The organism is Corynebacterium sp. KPL3927, assembly GCF_040225835.1.
Taxonomy (GTDB): Bacteria; Actinomycetota; Actinomycetes; order Mycobacteriales; family Mycobacteriaceae; genus Corynebacterium.
Genome location: NZ_JBEHGD010000022.1, coordinates 1 through 15,193, shown reverse-complemented (window position 1 = coordinate 15,193; position 15,193 = coordinate 1). Strand labels below are relative to the sequence as shown.

Genomic DNA, 15,193 nt, shown 5'->3' with positions numbered 1-15,193 from the left:
GGACGCATGACTGGAAGAATCATCCTGCTGCGCCATGGCCAAACCCATTCCAACGTCTCCCGGCTGCTTGATACCCGGCCGCCGGGCGCGGAGCTTACGGATCTGGGGCGCAACCAGGCCACGGAGGTGGGCCGGGAACTAGCGGGGTTTGTGGGCGATCGCGAGGTCGAATTCAAGTGCTCGATTGCGCTGCGGGCGCAGCAGACCGCCACCTTGGCGGCGCGCGCTTTTGAACAGGAGCGGAACCTGCCGCGCTTTTCCATTCCCATCGATGTCATCCCGAATGTGCAGGAGATTTTCGCCGGCGATTGGGAGCTCGATGCCAGCGAGGCCGCCCACCGCAGCCACGATTCGGCCATGCGCGGCTGGTGCTATGGCGATAGCCAGGCCGCCATGGAAGGCGGCGAGCGGCTTCAGGACGTGCTGTCGCGTTTCCAGCCCGCGTTGGAAGAGATTGCGGCGCAGCTTGCCGATGACCGCGATGTCATCCTCGTCAGCCACGGCGCCGCCATCCGGGTGGTAACCAAGCATGCCACCGGCGCGGATGCGGACTTTGCCTATACCGGGTACATGCCCAATTGCCGCTTTACCGTGATGGAGCCGCGCGGCAAGAAATTCGGCGAGTGGACGCTTACCCGCTGGGCAGATATCGAACTTTAGCCCCAGCCCAGCCGGTGCAGTTCGTGTTCTTCCATGCCAAAGTAATGGCCGAGCTCGTGGAAGACCGTGACCTTGACCTGCTCGGCCAAGTCTTCTTCTGACGTACTCCAGCGCTGCAGGGTGTTGCGGTAGATGAAGATCGCATCGGGTAAATACCCGGTGTGGTCGAAGGTGCGCCGAGGCAAAGCGACGCCCTCATAGAGCCCCAGCAAGGTGGGATCATCGGGGTTTTCTTCTTCCACCATGATCACCAGGTTGCGCATTTTGCGCACGAATTCATCGGGCACTTGATCGAGGGCGTCATTGACCATTTCCTCGAAGCGTTCTTCCGATACGGAATACATTTACGGCGCCGGCTTATCATCGCGAATCGGGTTGCGCTCTGGGCGCTCCTCCGGCGGGTTGCCATCGATGGATAGCGCCTGGCGGCCACCGGTGGCGGCGCCGGTGATGGAGGAAAAGCCGCCATCATCGCGGGCGTGGACGAGCGAACAGTTCACGGACTTGGTGCCGCCATTCCAGGACTCTTCAGACACGGTGCCCCAGAACGGTTGCAGCGTGGATTGGTAGAGCTGCTCCTCCCCGCCCAGGTAATCCTCGGCGGCGGCGGTGCAGGAATCCGAGAGGAATTTATCCATCTCCTTGCCATCCGGGTACGCGTCGGGGAATTTCTTGCCCAGGTCGATGACGGATACCGTCTCCAGCTGGTGTGGCTGGCCGCAGTCCACGACGTGCGGTACCTGCTGATCATCGATGGCCAAGCATTCGCCCGGCTTGGCCAAATTGGCCTGCTCGGAGGCCTCAACATTGCCGGTGGTCAACTGCGGCACGCCGTGATCATCGGTGGTCTGTAGGCCGCACAGCAGGGTGCGGTCACCGTTATCCCACGCGGATTCCGGCGGCAGGATGGAAGCAATATCGTATTTGCCGTGCGGATCCCACTTGCTGTGCAGGTAGCTCACCGTGGCGGATTCACAGAGCTCATCGCGCAGCTGGTGCTGGCGGGTGAGCGCGGGCCGTGAGGCATCCGGGCCGAATTCACTGGTGGGGTAGACGCTGAGATCCTCCACGGTGGAGACCTCGAAGCGGTGCTGCTCCGAGCATTCCACCTCCTTGAAGGAAGCGGCAGAGCCATCCTCGTTAATATCCCACGTCACGCAGGATCCGGCAGAAGCGGAGGTAAAAGGCTCCGTCTTCGGATCGGAGGATCCCGAGCCATCCGCACCGCCCTCAGAGGACTGCTCGGAAGAGGCCGTATTATCGGCCCCGTTGGAGCCGTGGTTGCTGACAATGCCGTAGATGCCCATGAAAACGGCCGCCGCGATTGCTGAGATCAAGGCAATCTGGACGGCCACAGCGGAACGCCACGCAGGTGATTTCTTCATAAGGCCCATTATCTTACCTCTTAAGCAGGGTCTTTTCTAGATTGAGGTATCCCGGGAAACGCGGGTATTCAGGTGGTACCTATCGGTGCGGTAGACCGAGGAACACCATTCCACGGGCTTATCCCCCGAACGCGAGCAGCGCACGATGTGCAGCAATGGGGAACCCACGGGGACATCGAGAAGCGGCGCAATCTCCTCATTGGCGGCAATGGCGGATACGGTCTGGTCCGCGTCCGTGATGGGGACACCAAACGTCTTATCCAAAATCGAGTACACCGAGTTATAGGTGTCATTTTCCAGCAGGCTCGGCGCAAAGGTGGAGTTGTACCAGCCGTCATCGATGGAATAAGGCTCGCCATCGCCCAAGCGCAGCCGGCGCAAATGAATCTGTTCCTCTGTGGCAGGGGTGCCAAAGAAGTTGGTGGCCGCCTCCGGTGCGCTGGCGCGGCCGCTGTTGAGGATCTTGGAGGAAGCCACCACGTTCTGGGCGCTCATTTCATCAGAAAAAGAAGCCAGATGTAGGCGCGATACCAAGGGGTTGGGGGCAACGAAGGTTCCCTTACCGCGCACGCGGCGCAATTTTCCGGCGGCAACGAGATCCCCAATGGCCCGGCGCACCGTAATGCGGGAGACACCGTAGGTCTCCTCCAGGAGTCTCTCACCGGGGAGGATATCACCGGGTTTGAGGGTGGTATTACATAATTCCTCCAGAATATCGTGCAACTGGGCGTGCTTGGGGGTGGGGCCATCGCTGATTTCGCGGGCCGGCAATTCTAGAGAGGACATGGTTCCATAATAATTCGCTGGTTATTACCACGGCAAGGCAATGGCAGTGCGCTAGAATCAGTTCCGTGATTGATCTCAAGCTACTCCGTGAAAACCCAGACGTTGTCCGCGCCTCTCAGGTCACCCGTGGGGAAGACCCCTCGCTCGTGGATCAGCTCCTTGCCGCCGATGAGAAGCGTCGCTCTGCCATCCAGAAGACAGACGAGGTGCGTTCCCAGCAGAAATCCCTGGGCAAGAAGATTGGTCAGGCCTCCCCGGAAGAGCGATCGGCGTTGCTGGAAGGCGCAGATGAGCTGAAAGCCAAGGTAAAAGAGGCAGAAGAGGCTCGATCCGCTGCTGAGGCCACGGTGGAAGAGCTGCAGTACAAGATCGATAACGTCGTCGAAGGCGCACCCGCCGGCGGCGAGGATGACTTCGTCCTCGTTGAAGAGGTAGGCGAGATCCCGCACTTCGATTTCGAACCTAAGGACCACCTTGAACTCGGCGAGTCCCTGGGACTCATTGACGTCAAGCGCGGTGCGAAGGTCGGCGGTGCCCGCTTCTACTACCTCACCGGCGATGGTGCATTCCTGCAGCTGGGCATGCTGATGTTGGCTGCACAAAAGGCGCGGGAAGCCGGTTTCCAGCTGATGATCCCGCCGGTTCTGGTGCGCCCAGAGATCATGTCCGGCACGGGCTTTTTGGGCCAGCACTCCGATGAGATCTACTACCTTCCGGCCGATGATCGCTACCTCGTGGGCACCTCCGAAGTCGCGCTGGCTGGCTACCACAAGGATGAGATCATCGATCTATCCAATGGTCCCCTGCAGTACGCGGGTTGGTCCTCCTGCTTCCGCCGGGAGGCGGGTTCCCACGGCAAGGACACCCGCGGCATCCTGCGCGTGCACCAATTCGACAAGCTAGAAATGTTTGTCTACTGCAAGCCGGAAGACGCCGAGGACATGCACCAAAAGCTCCTCGATATGGAAAAGGAAATGCTGGCTGCGATGGAATTGCCGTACCGCACCATCGATATCGCCGGCGGTGACTTGGGCTCTTCGGCGGCCCGCAAATTCGATAACGAGGCGTGGGTGCCAACCCAAGGCACCTACCGCGAGCTGACCTCCACTTCCAATTGCACCACCTTCCAGGCCCGCCGCCTGTCCACCCGCTACCGTGATGAGAACGGGAAGACGCAGGTGGCCGCCACCTTGAACGGCACCCTGGCCACCACCCGTTGGATCGTGGCGATCTTGGAAAACCACCAACAAGCCGATGGCTCCGTCGTTGTTCCAGAGGCCCTGCGCCCATTCGTGGGCAAGGATGTCCTCACGCCGCAGTAGCCTGCGGAACAAAGCTAAAGGAGCACCATGAACGCTGCGACGAATTTCTTGTACCGCCAGATCACCCACATCGGGCGCGGCCTCACCTTGGCCCAAGGCCTGCAGATGCGCCTGTCTGGGGAGGAGAATATTCCCGATGACGGCGGTGCCGTCCTTGTGTGCAATCACACCGGGTATATGGATTTTCTGTTCGGCGCGTTCATTGCCTATCGCAAAAAACGGCTGGTGCGCTTTCTAGCCAAGGCCAGCATCTTTAGCGCCCCAGGCGTGGGCGCCCTGCTGCGCGCTATGGGGCACGTGCCGGTAGACCGCATCGATGGCAAAGAGTCCTTGCGCAAGGCGGTAGAGCTTGCCGAGGCCGGCGAGCTCGTCGGCGTCTTTTCTGAAGGCACGATTTCCCGCAGCTTTGAAATTCGCAGCATGAAAACCGGCGCCTCCCGCATCGCTTTTGAAGCGGGCGTGCCAATTGTTCCGCAGGTGATGTTCGGCTCGCAGCGCCTGTGGACAAAGGGTCACAAGAAGAACTTGGGCCGCACCAAGACTCCGGTCTTTATTACCGCGCTCGAGCCGTATTACCCCACCGGGGATCCGGAGGCCGATACCGCAGAAATCCGCCGCCGCATGCAGGAGGCCTTGGAGGGACTCTGGGAGGATTACGAGGCGGAGTTCGGCCCCATGCCCGCCGGCGAATATTGGGTTCCTGCGCGCAAGGGTGGTTCCGCCCCGACGCTGGAAGAGGCCGAAGCCCGCGATGCGGAGGTGGAAACGGAGCGGCACCGAGTGCGTCGCCTGCGCGATGACTTGGTGGGACTCAAAGATCGCGTTTCCGTTTCCACCGTTGAACTCGTGCGCAACCACATGGCCTCTGCCAAGGATGAGGAAGGGCAGGATGAGCACGATGGCAAAGAGCAGCAGGAAAAGAAGCACATCGCGGCCGATACCTTGGAGTGGGTCAAGACCAACCTCAATGCCGTGGTGGAAGAGGCAACCCGCGGCTTGGATGAGGGCAAGGATAAGGTCGCCGATGTCATGGCGCAATTGAAGTCCGATGTGGCGCAAGCCCAGGCCTCTATTGCCGCAAGCAGCAAAGAGATCTGGGAAGGATCCGTGGTAGAGCAGGGACTGCTCGCCGCGGCGACCCAATCGCGCCTGATCGTTTCCCGCCTGCCGCACCGGCTCAAGGCCCAGTTTTCTGATATCCCGCGCGTAGTGGTGGCGCACCAAAGCACGATGAACTGGGAAGACGACGCCCTGACCCCGCGGTTGAAAGCGGCGCTAGAAAACATCTATCCCGCAGCTGAAGTGCTCATCGTGGTTTCGTGCGATGCGGATATCGATGTCCCGCAGGCGGTGTGGCGTATCCAGCTTGATGAGCAGGCCGAAAAGCCGCTCGTGGACAAGGAAGCGATGAAGGTCACCTCCGCCACGGCGGCCACCGGTGTGGACTGTATCCTGGATGATTTGGAAGCCAAGCCGAGCGAGGCATTGGTCTTTGGTAATGAGCCGGGGGATGAAGACTTTTTGAATCACATCCCGGTCGTTGCCCTAGAGACCGCGCCCATCGAGGTGGTCAAGGACGCGCAGGCTGTCACGTATTCTGCCGAGCGCGCAGGTATGTCCGAGGTTTTGGAAGCGATGGCCCGGCTACAAAAAGATTAGCCGGGCGCAAACGTTGGCGTTACCACCCCCGCGAGGGGGTGGTTTTCCTTTTGGGTGTCTAAGCAAAGGGCGGAAATTGACTGCTTACGGGGCCGGAAGTTACGTGTGAGAAACCTCTAGTGAATGTTTAACCGGTGACCTCTAGCATAGGAGATAGGAGATATTGGCTCTATTTTTCAGAGTGCAATAGTCGCCATCATGAATCATCCAAAACCTGCTTTTAGCTGTGCTTACGCCATCTCATTCATTGTTTGTCGGAGCAAGCACACATGAGCACCAAGGAAGGAGATGCGGTCTCTAATGACCCAGCAAAGCAACCAATCCTTTAACCCCGAATATTTTGAAAATGTGTGGAATGGCTACGCGGATGAAGACTATGACGTCGTCATCATCGGTGGTGGCTCCGTAGGTGCCGGCGCGGCACTAGATGCAGCAACCCGCGGTTTGAAGACTGCAGTGCTGGAGTCCCGCGACTTCGCCGCAGGTACCTCTTCCCGCTCTTCCAAGATGTTCCATGGTGGCCTGCGCTACCTTGCAATGTTTGACTTCCGCCTCGTGGCAGAGTCCCTGAAGGAGCGCGAGCTCAACATGTCCACGTTGGCTCCCCACCTAGTCAAGCCGCTGAAGTTCATCTTCCCGCTCACCCACCACGTATGGGAGCGCGTCATGATGTTCGGCGGCTTTACCCTGTATGACCTCATGGGTGGTGCAAAGAGCGTGCCGATGCAAAAGCACCTCACCCGCAAGGGCGCCCTCAAGGTCACCCCGGGCCTGAAGGAAGACGCCATCGTCGGCGGCGTGCGTTACTATGACACCTTGGTGGACGATGCCCGCCACACCATGACCGTGCTGCGCAGCGCCGCTGAGTACGGCGCCGATGTGCGCACCAATACCGAGGTCATCGGCTTTGACAAGGATCGCGGCGGCCGCGTAGTTGGCGCCAAGGTCCGCGATACCGCCACCGGCCGCGAGGCCACCGTACGCGGTAAGGTCTTCATCAACGCCACCGGTGTCTGGAACGACAAGATCCAGGAGCTGGCCGGCGTGGAAGGCAAGTTCACCGTTCACGCTTCCAAGGGTGTGCACATCGTTGTGCCTAAGGATGCCCTGGATGCAGAAGCAGCACTGTGCTTCGTGACCGAAAAGTCCGTCCTCTTCGTCATTCCATGGGGCGATTACTGGATCATCGGTACCACCGATACCGATTGGGAAAAGGGACTGTCCCTTCCGGATCCCGCCCCCACCAAGGCGGATATTGACTACATCCTGGATCAGGTCAACCAGCGCGTGCGCCGCCAGATTACCCGCGATGACATCGTCGGTGTCTACTCCGGTCTGCGCCCGCTGCTGTCCGGTAAGTCTGACTCCACCACCAACCTGTCCCGCAACCACGCCGTGGCTCGCGTAGCCCCAGGCATGGTGTCCGTTGCCGGCGGTAAGTACACCACCTACCGCGTCATCGGTAAGGATGCAGTTGACCTGGCCGTGGAAGAACTCGGCGGCAAGGTGCCGGAGTCCATTACCGAGCACACCCCGATCCTGGGTGCTGCCGGCTACCACGCACTGGCCAACCAGATTCCTACCTTGGCCCGCCGCTACAACCTGAGCGAGGACTTCATCGAGCACCTGCTTGGCCGCTACGGATCGCTTTTGGGCGAGGTTCTGGCTCCTGCGCAGGATGATGAGTCCTTGCTCGAGCCCGTTCCTGGCGCAGAGTCCTACCTCTGGGCTGAGGTGCGCTACGCCGTCACCCACGAGGGTGCACTGCACTTGGACGATATCTTGACCCGTCGCCTCCGCGTTGCCATCGAGTTCGGTGACCGTGGCGTCAACGCAGCTCCCGCTGTTGCGGACTTCGTTGCTCCGCTGCTGGATTGGAGCGAGGAAGACAAGCAGCTCGAGGTGGATACCTTCACCAAGCACACCGAGGCCGAGCTGGCTGCCGAGGCAGCTGTAACTGACCGCGAAGCTAACGACATTCTGGTCCGCGCTGGCTCCGCTCGTCCGACCGAGACTCAAGGATAAAGGGAGGCGCTAATGGCTGGATCTGACGCATTTTTGTGGGAGTTTATCGGCACCACGCTGCTGATGCTTCTTGGTAACGGCGTGTGTGCGCTGGTAAACCTCCGCACTTCGGGCGCCCGTGGCTCCGACTGGATTGTTATTGCCTTGGGTTGGGGCATGGGTGTCTTCGTCGGCGCCAGCGTCGCTGACCCAACCGGCGGTCACTTGAACCCTGCGGTAACGCTCATGCTCGCGCTCAATGGTTCGCTCGAATGGAACTTGGTTCCGTTCTACGTGCTGGGCCAAATCCTGGGTGCTATGTTCGGTGCCTTCTTGGCCTGGGCCGCATTCAAGCAGCTCTTCGATGCGAATAACTACGACGAAGAGGGCAATGTCACCGGTGCCAATTCTGAAACCGCGGGCATCTTCTTCACTGCCCCCGCTCACCCACACAATGGATGGAATACGGTAACTGAGTTCATCGCCACCACCGTATTGTTGATGTTCATCGCTTTCGGCCCTGCCGGCGGCGAGCTGGGACCGCTGAGCTACTTCGGTGTGGCATTCGTTGTTGTCGCCGTTGGCCTGTCCCTGGGTACGCCTACGGGATACGCCATCAACCCGGTCCGTGACTTGGGTCCACGCTTGATGTACGCCTTCGTCCTGCCCATTAAGGACAAGGGCAGCGCTAATTGGGGCTATGCTTGGGTGCCGATTGTTGGCCCGCTGCTTTCGGCCGTCGCCGTTGGTCTACTGTCCATTGCGCTTTAATCCAACCCTATACAGGAGAAATTAGACACATGAGTGATAAGAAATACGTCGCAGCTATTGACCAGGGAACCACGTCAACCCGCTGCATCATCTTCAACCACGATGGCGATCAGATTTCCGTGGGCCAGCTCGAGCACGAGCAGATCTTCCCAGAAAAGGGTTGGGTAGAACACGACCCGCAGGAGATCTGGAGCAACACTCGCCGCGCCGTGGGGGAGGCTTTGGCCAATGGCGATATAACAGTAGAAGATATCGACTCCGTCGGTATCACCAACCAGCGCGAAACCACAGTTGTGTGGGATAAGAACACTGGCGAGCCCGTCTACAACGCCATCGTCTGGCAGGACACCCGCACCTCCGCTATCTGTAAGGAACTGGCTGGTGAAGAGGGCCCGGATAAGTGGCGCCGCCGCACCGGCCTGCTGATCAACTCCTACCCTGCCGGCCCGAAGGTGAAGTGGATCCTCGACAATGTCGATGGCGTCCGCGAGCGCGCCGAAAAGGGCGACCTGCTCTTCGGCACCATTGACTCTTGGCTGCTGTGGAACCTTACCGGCGGTGCCGAGGGCGACGGCGACATGGAAGCGCTGCACGTAACGGACGTGACCAACGCTTCGCGTACGCTCCTCATGGACATCGAAAAGCTGGAGTGGGACGAAGAGCTGTGCAAGGAAATGGGCATTCCGATGTCCATGCTGCCGGAGATTCGCCCGTCCCTGGGTGATTTCCGCACCGTTCGGGAGCGCGGTTCCCTCGCCGGCGTACCTATTCGCGCCATCCTGGGGGACCAGCAGTCCGCTATGTTCGGCCAAGGCTGCTTCCGTGCGGGTTCGGCCAAGAACACCTACGGCACCGGCCTCTTCCTGCTGCTGAACACCGGTACCACCCCGAAGTTCTCCGATAACGGCCTGTTGACCACCGTCTGCTTCCAGCGCGAGGGTGAGCGCCCCGTGTACGCACTGGAAGGCTCCGTATCCATGGGTGGCTCCCTGGTGCAGTGGCTGCGCGATAACCTGCAGCTCATCCCTAATTCCTCTGCCATCGAGAACTTGGCACGGGAGACCAAGGACAACGGTGGCGTTTACATTGTTCCGGCGTTCTCCGGTCTCTTCGCCCCGCACTGGCGTCCTGATGCCCGCGGCGTCATCGTGGGCCTGACCCGCTTTGCCAACCGTGGACACCTGGCCCGCGCCGTCCTCGAGGCAACCGCCTACCAGACCCGCGACGTGGCAGATGCCATGGTGGCGGACTCCGGCGTGGAGATCACCGAGCTGCGCGTGGATGGCGGCATGACCACCAACGAGCTGCTCATGCAATTCCAGTCTGACATCCTGGGCGTGGAGGTACACCGCCCGAAGAACATTGAGACCACCGCAACCGGCGCCGCTGTTGCTGCCGGCTTGGACAATGGCTTCTGGGAAGACCTCAGCATCTTGGATACCCAGCGCGGTGACCTCACCGTATTCAAGCCCAAGATGGAACAAGAAGAGGTGGATTACCTCTACGGTGAATGGAAGCGCGCTATCAAGCGTTCCTTGAACTGGGAAGACTCCGATGAGGATGAGTTGGACTTCTAAGTCCTGAAGTAAACTCGCGGGTATGGATACTTTCCCTACTCGGGCCCCTCGGCTCATCGCGAGCGATATTGACGGCACCCTGCTGGACCGCAATCATCGCGTCCCGCGTCGTAACCGCGACGCAGTGGCGCGGGCGGTGCAGCAGGGTGCTTATTTTGCTTTGTCCACCGGCAGGCCTTTTCGCTGGATACAGCCGGTGCTGGAGCAGCTCACGGTGCGCCCGGTATGCGTGACCTCAAATGGGGCGGTGCTCTATGATTCCGCGGAAGACCGCGTGCTATCCGCGCGGGAGCTTTATCCAGACGCGCTAGAAGAGGTGGTGACGGTAGCGCTGCGCGTCCTTGGCACGGTTGGCTTTGGTGCAGAGCGGGCGGGTGGCTCGCTTGCCGATGCCCCCGAGGAGCTCTTCGTCGTCGACCCGCACTACTCCGAAAATGCCCTCTTTGAAGGCTTCGGCGTCGTCAGCGTGGGCGAGCTGGTGGCGCAGCCAGTGGCCAAGCTGCTTATCCGGAATACGGATTATTCCGCGCCAGAACTCTATGACTTGATTGCGCCCCATATTGATCCGGAGCTGGCGCATATCACCTACTCCATGCAGGAGGGCGTGCTCGAGGTCGCGGCCCCCAACGTCACCAAGCGCCGCGGCGTGGAGTGGTTGGCTAACCAGCATGGGATAGCGCAGGAAGAGACCATTGCCTTTGGCGATATGCCCAACGATATTGAGATGCTCACGTGGGCCGGCTGTGGGGTGGCAATGGAAAACGCCCTCCCGGTGGTGAAGGCGGCCGCTGATGCGGTCACCGTGGCCAACCACCAGGCGGGCGTGGCAAAGGTTTTGGAGCGCTGGTTCTAACTCCCGCTCCACGGGGAGGCTAGTCGGTGTAGATGTCTACCTTTTCGGTATCCATGTTGTAGACAATCTCGCCGCCTTGGAACTGGACGCGGATTTCCTTGCCGTCTTTCACCTCGTTTGTGGTGGGCAGTCCGAGCTTGGAAGCGTTATCGCCTTCTGCCCACTTCTTGGCAATCTCTCCGGTCAGGGCCTTTGCCCCAGAGTCCTCGGAGGAGAGGACCACACCGTTTTTGAAGAGCTGGTACATGATCTTGCCGGAATCGGTGGTGTCCGGTCCGCCAACGGCGAGACCCAAGACGGGGCCAAAGGCGTTCAGGACGGAGGTCCAGGATTCCTTGAGGCCTTCGTTATTAGAAAGCTGCACAACCTTGTTGACGATCTTCGGAATCTCGCCGACGGTAAGCTCACCCGCAACCTTCTTATCGGCATCCGGCTGCGCTACGCGGTCATTGGCAACCAAGACGCCGAACACGGTGGCGGCGATGCCAGCCAAGGCCTGGATGGTCGATACTGGGACATCGACACCAGCGATGGAAGAGGTGGTATCTCCCGAGGTGGAATGATCGCCGCCACTCGATGGCGACTTCTTATCCCAGTTCATTGCTGCGGAGTTACCGCCAGCCTTAACAGCGTCGTACTTCTTTTTGGTGTTCTTGCGGATCTCGTCCCAGTGCTGCACGGTGTAGCGACCCGGGCACTGGGTGTAGTGGAAATCATTGTGACCGCTGAAGGCAGGCACGGTTGCCTGCGCACCGGCTGGAAAGCGGGAGCCGCCAAAGCCGCCAGAGGTCAGGGTAGCGGTGCCCGTGGGATCGATGCCGGAAATTGCTGCCTTCCACCCGGCAATTTCAGCCACCGAGTTCAGCATCTTTTCTGATGGTTCCTCATTTTCGTAGTTGCCAATCATGGAAATACCCCAGTTATGGGAGTTGAAGCCACCAACGTGTGCGCCCTGGACGGCCTTGTCCAGCCCGCCGTAGCGGCCCTCGTAGATGGTACCGAACTTATCCACGAGCACGTTGTATCCAATATCGCACCAGCCCAGATTCTGGGCGTGGTACTCGTAGGCAGCGCGAACCTGTGCGGCAGCCTGTGCCGGGGTGTAGTTATTGGAGCCCGCGGTGTGGTGCAGCGTCATCGCCTTGATGCCGTCATCGTAGGTGGGCTGTTGGCAGCGCTTGGATTCATCGGCGCCCCACCCAGAGCGGGACACTACCTTGGGCATGCCATCGGTGGCAGCAGTAGGTTCGATGGCTTGGCCTTCTTGGGCATTGCCGTCCATAAAGACGGCATCCAGGTCCGACACGGTGGTGCGGTCGGTGTTGTTTTTATCAGCTACAGGGGCGATATCGCCGACGTTAGAAGGCTGTGAGGCGGCGCGGTTGGCATCCGCAGCGCCGGCTGCTTTATCGGGCAACTCAGCATCGTCATCCAGGTTGGAACCGGTTACTAGGTCTACATTGGCCATGGATACCTGCACATCGTTGGTATCGCCCACGTAAATAAGCTCGGTACCGTTCTTGCCATCACCGTAGTTCATGGCATCCATATCGAACCACTCGCTCCAGGAGCCGTCCTCCTGCTTGGAGCGGACGAAGGAGTGCACGTCGCGCTTGCCTTCCCAGGTCACGGCGAACATGTTGAACGCCTCGTCGCGGTGGAAGTGCTTGACAGCACGTGGGCCCTCGCCATCGCCTTGCGCTGCCACGGCGGGATCATCAACGACGACGGAGTCGGCGTTGCTAAAGCTTTCAGAGGCGTTTTTTACCTCGATAGGTCCGCCAGAACCGGAGTCCTGGGTTTTAAGGACCTGCTGGCCGCCGAATGCGGCCGCCATGATGAGGGCGATGGAGGAAACCGTCGCGATGACGGGTGTGGACCACGGTGACCTCGTGGGGACTAGTCGACGTCGTTGCTTCACTCTATTCTCCCTGGGTTGAGTTAGGTGCCGATGTAGCTGTAAAAACGGTTGCCAAAAGTTAACAGTTGATAGTGATGCTACGAGTGTGACAACTGTGAATCTTGTTGCGACACGCCGATGACCCGTGTTCCTCGCTGGAGTGCAATAAAGTGGGAGCCATGACTTCTTATGACCTCATCGTTGTTGGTTCCGGATTCTTTGGCCTGACCGTTGCGGAAAGGGCCGCTAGCCAGCTGGGAAAGAAGGTGCTCATCGTCGAGCGCCGCGAGCACCTGGGCGGCAATGCCTATTCCGAGGCGGAACCCACCACCGGAATTGAAGTGCACAAATACGGCGCGCACCTCTTCCACACCTCCAATAAGCGCGTGTGGGAGTACTGCAACCAGTTCACCGATTTCACCGACTACCAACACCGCGTCTTTGCCATGCACGATGGCACGGCCTACCAATTCCCCATGGGGCTGGGGCTTATCAACCAATTCTTCGGCCGGTACTACTCGCCCGATGAAGCCCGCGAACTGATCAAAGACCAGGCCGGCGAATTCTCTGCGGATGAGGCCAAAAACCTGGAGGAAAAGGCCATCGCGCTTATCGGACGCCCGCTCTATGAGGCGTTCATCCGCGACTACACCGCCAAGCAGTGGCAGACCGACCCCAAGGAACTGCCGGCCAGCAATATCACCCGCCTGCCGGTGCGCTATACCTTCAATAACCGCTACTTCAACGACACCTACGAAGGCCTGCCCGTCGATGGCTATGCGGCGTGGCTAGAAAACATGGCGGATCATGAAAACATCGAGGTCCGCCTGGATACCGATTGGTTCGACGTTCGCGAGGATCTGCGCTCCGAGTCCCCGGACGCCCCCGTTATCTACACCGGCCCGCTGGACCGCTACTTTGACTTCGCCGAAGGCGAACTCGGCTGGCGCACCCTGGACTTCGACCTCGAGGTCCTCGATACCGGTGACTTCCAGGGCACCCCGGTGATGAACTACAACGATGCCGATGTGGACTTCACCCGCATCCACGAGTTCCGCCACTTCCACCCAGAGCGCAAGGACCGTTACCCCTCCGATAAGACGGTCATCATGAAGGAGTACTCGCGCTTTGCCGATAAGGGCGATGAGCCGTATTACCCCATCAATACCCCGGAGGATCGCTCCAAGCTGGAGGCGTACCGCAAACTAGCCGCCCAAGAAGCCAAGGAAAACAAGGTGTTATTCGGCGGCCGCTTGGGCACCTATCAGTACTTGGATATGCACATGGCCATCGGCGCCGCGCTGTCCCTATTCGATAACAAGCTCGTGCCCTTCTGGAACGAGGGCAAGGCCATCGAGCAAGAGCGCGGGCACTAAGAGCTGCTAATGTCTCCCTGGGCACGCTATACTTAGTCACCTCACAGGTTAGGAGGTGACGGCATGGCTCAACGCAAGAAATACACCAAGCCCGGGCACGCGGACCGCAGCATGTGGAAGATGTCTCCGGAGCGGCTCCAGGAACATCTGAAACTGCGCAGCCGCGCAACGCGCATTCCCGATAAGAAAAAGCAGCAAGCAAAGAAGGCCTGCCGGAACACCCGGCGGGCCTTTCCGCTATTCAACCCAGCTCTTGGATTCTAGGGGTCGTTGCAACGATGATGGTTACTTTGGTGTGATACTACCGGTTTGTGTCAGGGCGTTGGTCATGACTTCGGCTGGGGTGCGCCAGTTGAGTGCTTTGCGTGGTTTGTGGTTGTGAATGTTGGCGATCATCTCTAGGTCCTCGGCGCTGTAGATGGACAGGTCGCTGTTTTTGGGAAGGTTTCTCTTGAGCCTGCCGTTGGTGTTTTCGTTGCTGCCGCGTTCCCACGGTGATCCTGGATGGCAGAAGTAGATGGGAATGTCAGTGGCCATGGTAAAGGCTTTATGGCCTGCCATTTCGCTTCCTTGGTCCCAGGTAATTGATGACCAGAGTGCTTTATCGATTCCAGCGACAGCCTTGTGCAGGGCTGTGAATACTTCTTTGCTGGTGTGCCTGCCTGGCAGGTGGCCAAGGACAACAAATCGGCTGACGCGTTCTACTAACGTGATAACCGCGGATTGGTTATTTTTACCAAGGATGAGGTCGCCTTCCCAGTGGCCTGGCAAAATACGTTCAGTAACCTCTTCTGGCCGGTCGTCGATGAGGATCATGTCGTCAACGGTCAAGTCCCGTGTAGTGGTGTAGCCGTTTGTGCTTTCGGCTCGGTATGAAGTTCGGGGTTTGGTTAGGCGGTT

General features: G+C 59.5%; 14 protein-coding genes. 9 read left to right on the top strand and 5 right to left on the bottom strand.

Annotated features, from left to right (window positions below; genetic code table 11):
- The first annotated feature begins 6 nt into the window (after positions 1–6).
- Positions 7–660 carry a histidine phosphatase family protein gene (locus ABRP86_RS09720; RefSeq protein ID WP_023024349.1) on the top strand — a complete coding sequence of 218 codons (654 nt, stop codon included), beginning with the start codon at positions 7–9 and terminating at the stop codon, positions 658–660.
- Here the strand turns inward: ABRP86_RS09720 and ABRP86_RS09715 are convergent.
- Genes ABRP86_RS09715 through ABRP86_RS09705 form a run of 3 tightly spaced genes read right to left on the bottom strand, consistent with a single transcriptional unit; the run spans position 657 to position 2,831 of the window.
- On the bottom strand, positions 657–1,004 hold the full coding sequence (locus tag ABRP86_RS09715) for a metallopeptidase family protein (protein ID WP_023024347.1): 348 nt from the start codon (positions 1,002–1,004) through the stop codon (positions 657–659). The two genes, ABRP86_RS09720 and ABRP86_RS09715, sit on opposite strands and share 4 nt — an antisense overlap.
- A complete protein-coding gene (locus tag ABRP86_RS09710; RefSeq protein ID WP_023024345.1) occupies positions 1,005–2,054 on the bottom strand; it encodes a septum formation family protein in 1,050 nt (349 codons plus the stop codon). It lies immediately after the preceding gene.
- Between the two features lie 27 nt (positions 2,055–2,081).
- Positions 2,082–2,831, bottom strand: a complete 750-nt coding sequence (locus ABRP86_RS09705; protein ID WP_349863991.1) for a GntR family transcriptional regulator — start codon at positions 2,829–2,831, stop codon at positions 2,082–2,084.
- 65 nt (positions 2,832–2,896) lie between these two features.
- On the opposite strand from ABRP86_RS09705, the gene serS reads away from it, so the two are divergent.
- From serS to ABRP86_RS09675, 6 genes are all read left to right on the top strand, one after another.
- Positions 2,897–4,153 (top strand): serine--tRNA ligase, encoded by a 1,257-nt coding sequence (gene serS, locus ABRP86_RS09700; protein WP_349863988.1) that lies wholly within the window; start codon positions 2,897–2,899, stop codon positions 4,151–4,153.
- A 27-nt stretch (positions 4,154–4,180) separates the two neighbouring features.
- On the top strand, positions 4,181–5,812 hold the full coding sequence (locus ABRP86_RS09695) for a lysophospholipid acyltransferase family protein (RefSeq protein WP_349863986.1): 1,632 nt from the start codon (positions 4,181–4,183) through the stop codon (positions 5,810–5,812).
- 300 nt (positions 5,813–6,112) lie between these two features.
- A complete protein-coding gene (locus ABRP86_RS09690; RefSeq protein ID WP_349853557.1) occupies positions 6,113–7,837 on the top strand; it encodes a glycerol-3-phosphate dehydrogenase/oxidase in 1,725 nt (574 codons plus the stop codon).
- Between the two features lie 12 nt (positions 7,838–7,849).
- Positions 7,850–8,587 carry an MIP/aquaporin family protein gene (locus ABRP86_RS09685; protein ID WP_284772108.1) on the top strand — a complete coding sequence of 246 codons (738 nt, stop codon included), beginning with the start codon at positions 7,850–7,852 and terminating at the stop codon, positions 8,585–8,587.
- Between the two features lie 29 nt (positions 8,588–8,616).
- The gene (gene glpK / locus ABRP86_RS09680) at positions 8,617–10,164 is read left to right on the top strand and encodes a glycerol kinase GlpK (protein WP_349863984.1); all 1,548 of its coding nucleotides are present in this window, start codon (positions 8,617–8,619) and stop codon (positions 10,162–10,164) included.
- Between the two features lie 22 nt (positions 10,165–10,186).
- The gene (locus ABRP86_RS09675; RefSeq protein ID WP_349863981.1) at positions 10,187–11,017 is read left to right on the top strand and encodes an HAD family hydrolase; all 831 of its coding nucleotides are present in this window, start codon (positions 10,187–10,189) and stop codon (positions 11,015–11,017) included.
- A gap of 19 nt (positions 11,018–11,036) precedes the next feature.
- Here the strand turns inward: ABRP86_RS09675 and ABRP86_RS09670 are convergent, their stop codons facing one another.
- On the bottom strand, positions 11,037–12,938 hold the full coding sequence (locus ABRP86_RS09670) for an N-acetylmuramoyl-L-alanine amidase (protein WP_349863979.1): 1,902 nt from the start codon (positions 12,936–12,938) through the stop codon (positions 11,037–11,039).
- A 158-nt stretch (positions 12,939–13,096) separates the two neighbouring features.
- Here ABRP86_RS09670 and glf point away from each other — a divergent pair, with 158 nt between their 5' ends.
- Both glf and ABRP86_RS09660 read left to right on the top strand, forming a co-directional pair.
- Positions 13,097–14,293 (top strand): UDP-galactopyranose mutase, encoded by a 1,197-nt coding sequence (gene glf / locus ABRP86_RS09665; RefSeq protein WP_349863977.1) that lies wholly within the window; start codon positions 13,097–13,099, stop codon positions 14,291–14,293.
- A gap of 63 nt (positions 14,294–14,356) precedes the next feature.
- Complete coding sequence (locus ABRP86_RS09660; RefSeq protein ID WP_349863974.1) at positions 14,357–14,557, top strand: hypothetical protein; 201 nt, start codon at positions 14,357–14,359, stop codon at positions 14,555–14,557.
- Positions 14,558–14,578: 21 nt separating this feature from the next.
- Here the strand turns inward: ABRP86_RS09660 and ABRP86_RS09655 are convergent.
- On the bottom strand, positions 14,579–15,193 hold a 615-nt coding region (locus ABRP86_RS09655), incomplete at its 5' end, for an IS30 family transposase (RefSeq protein ID WP_349863971.1).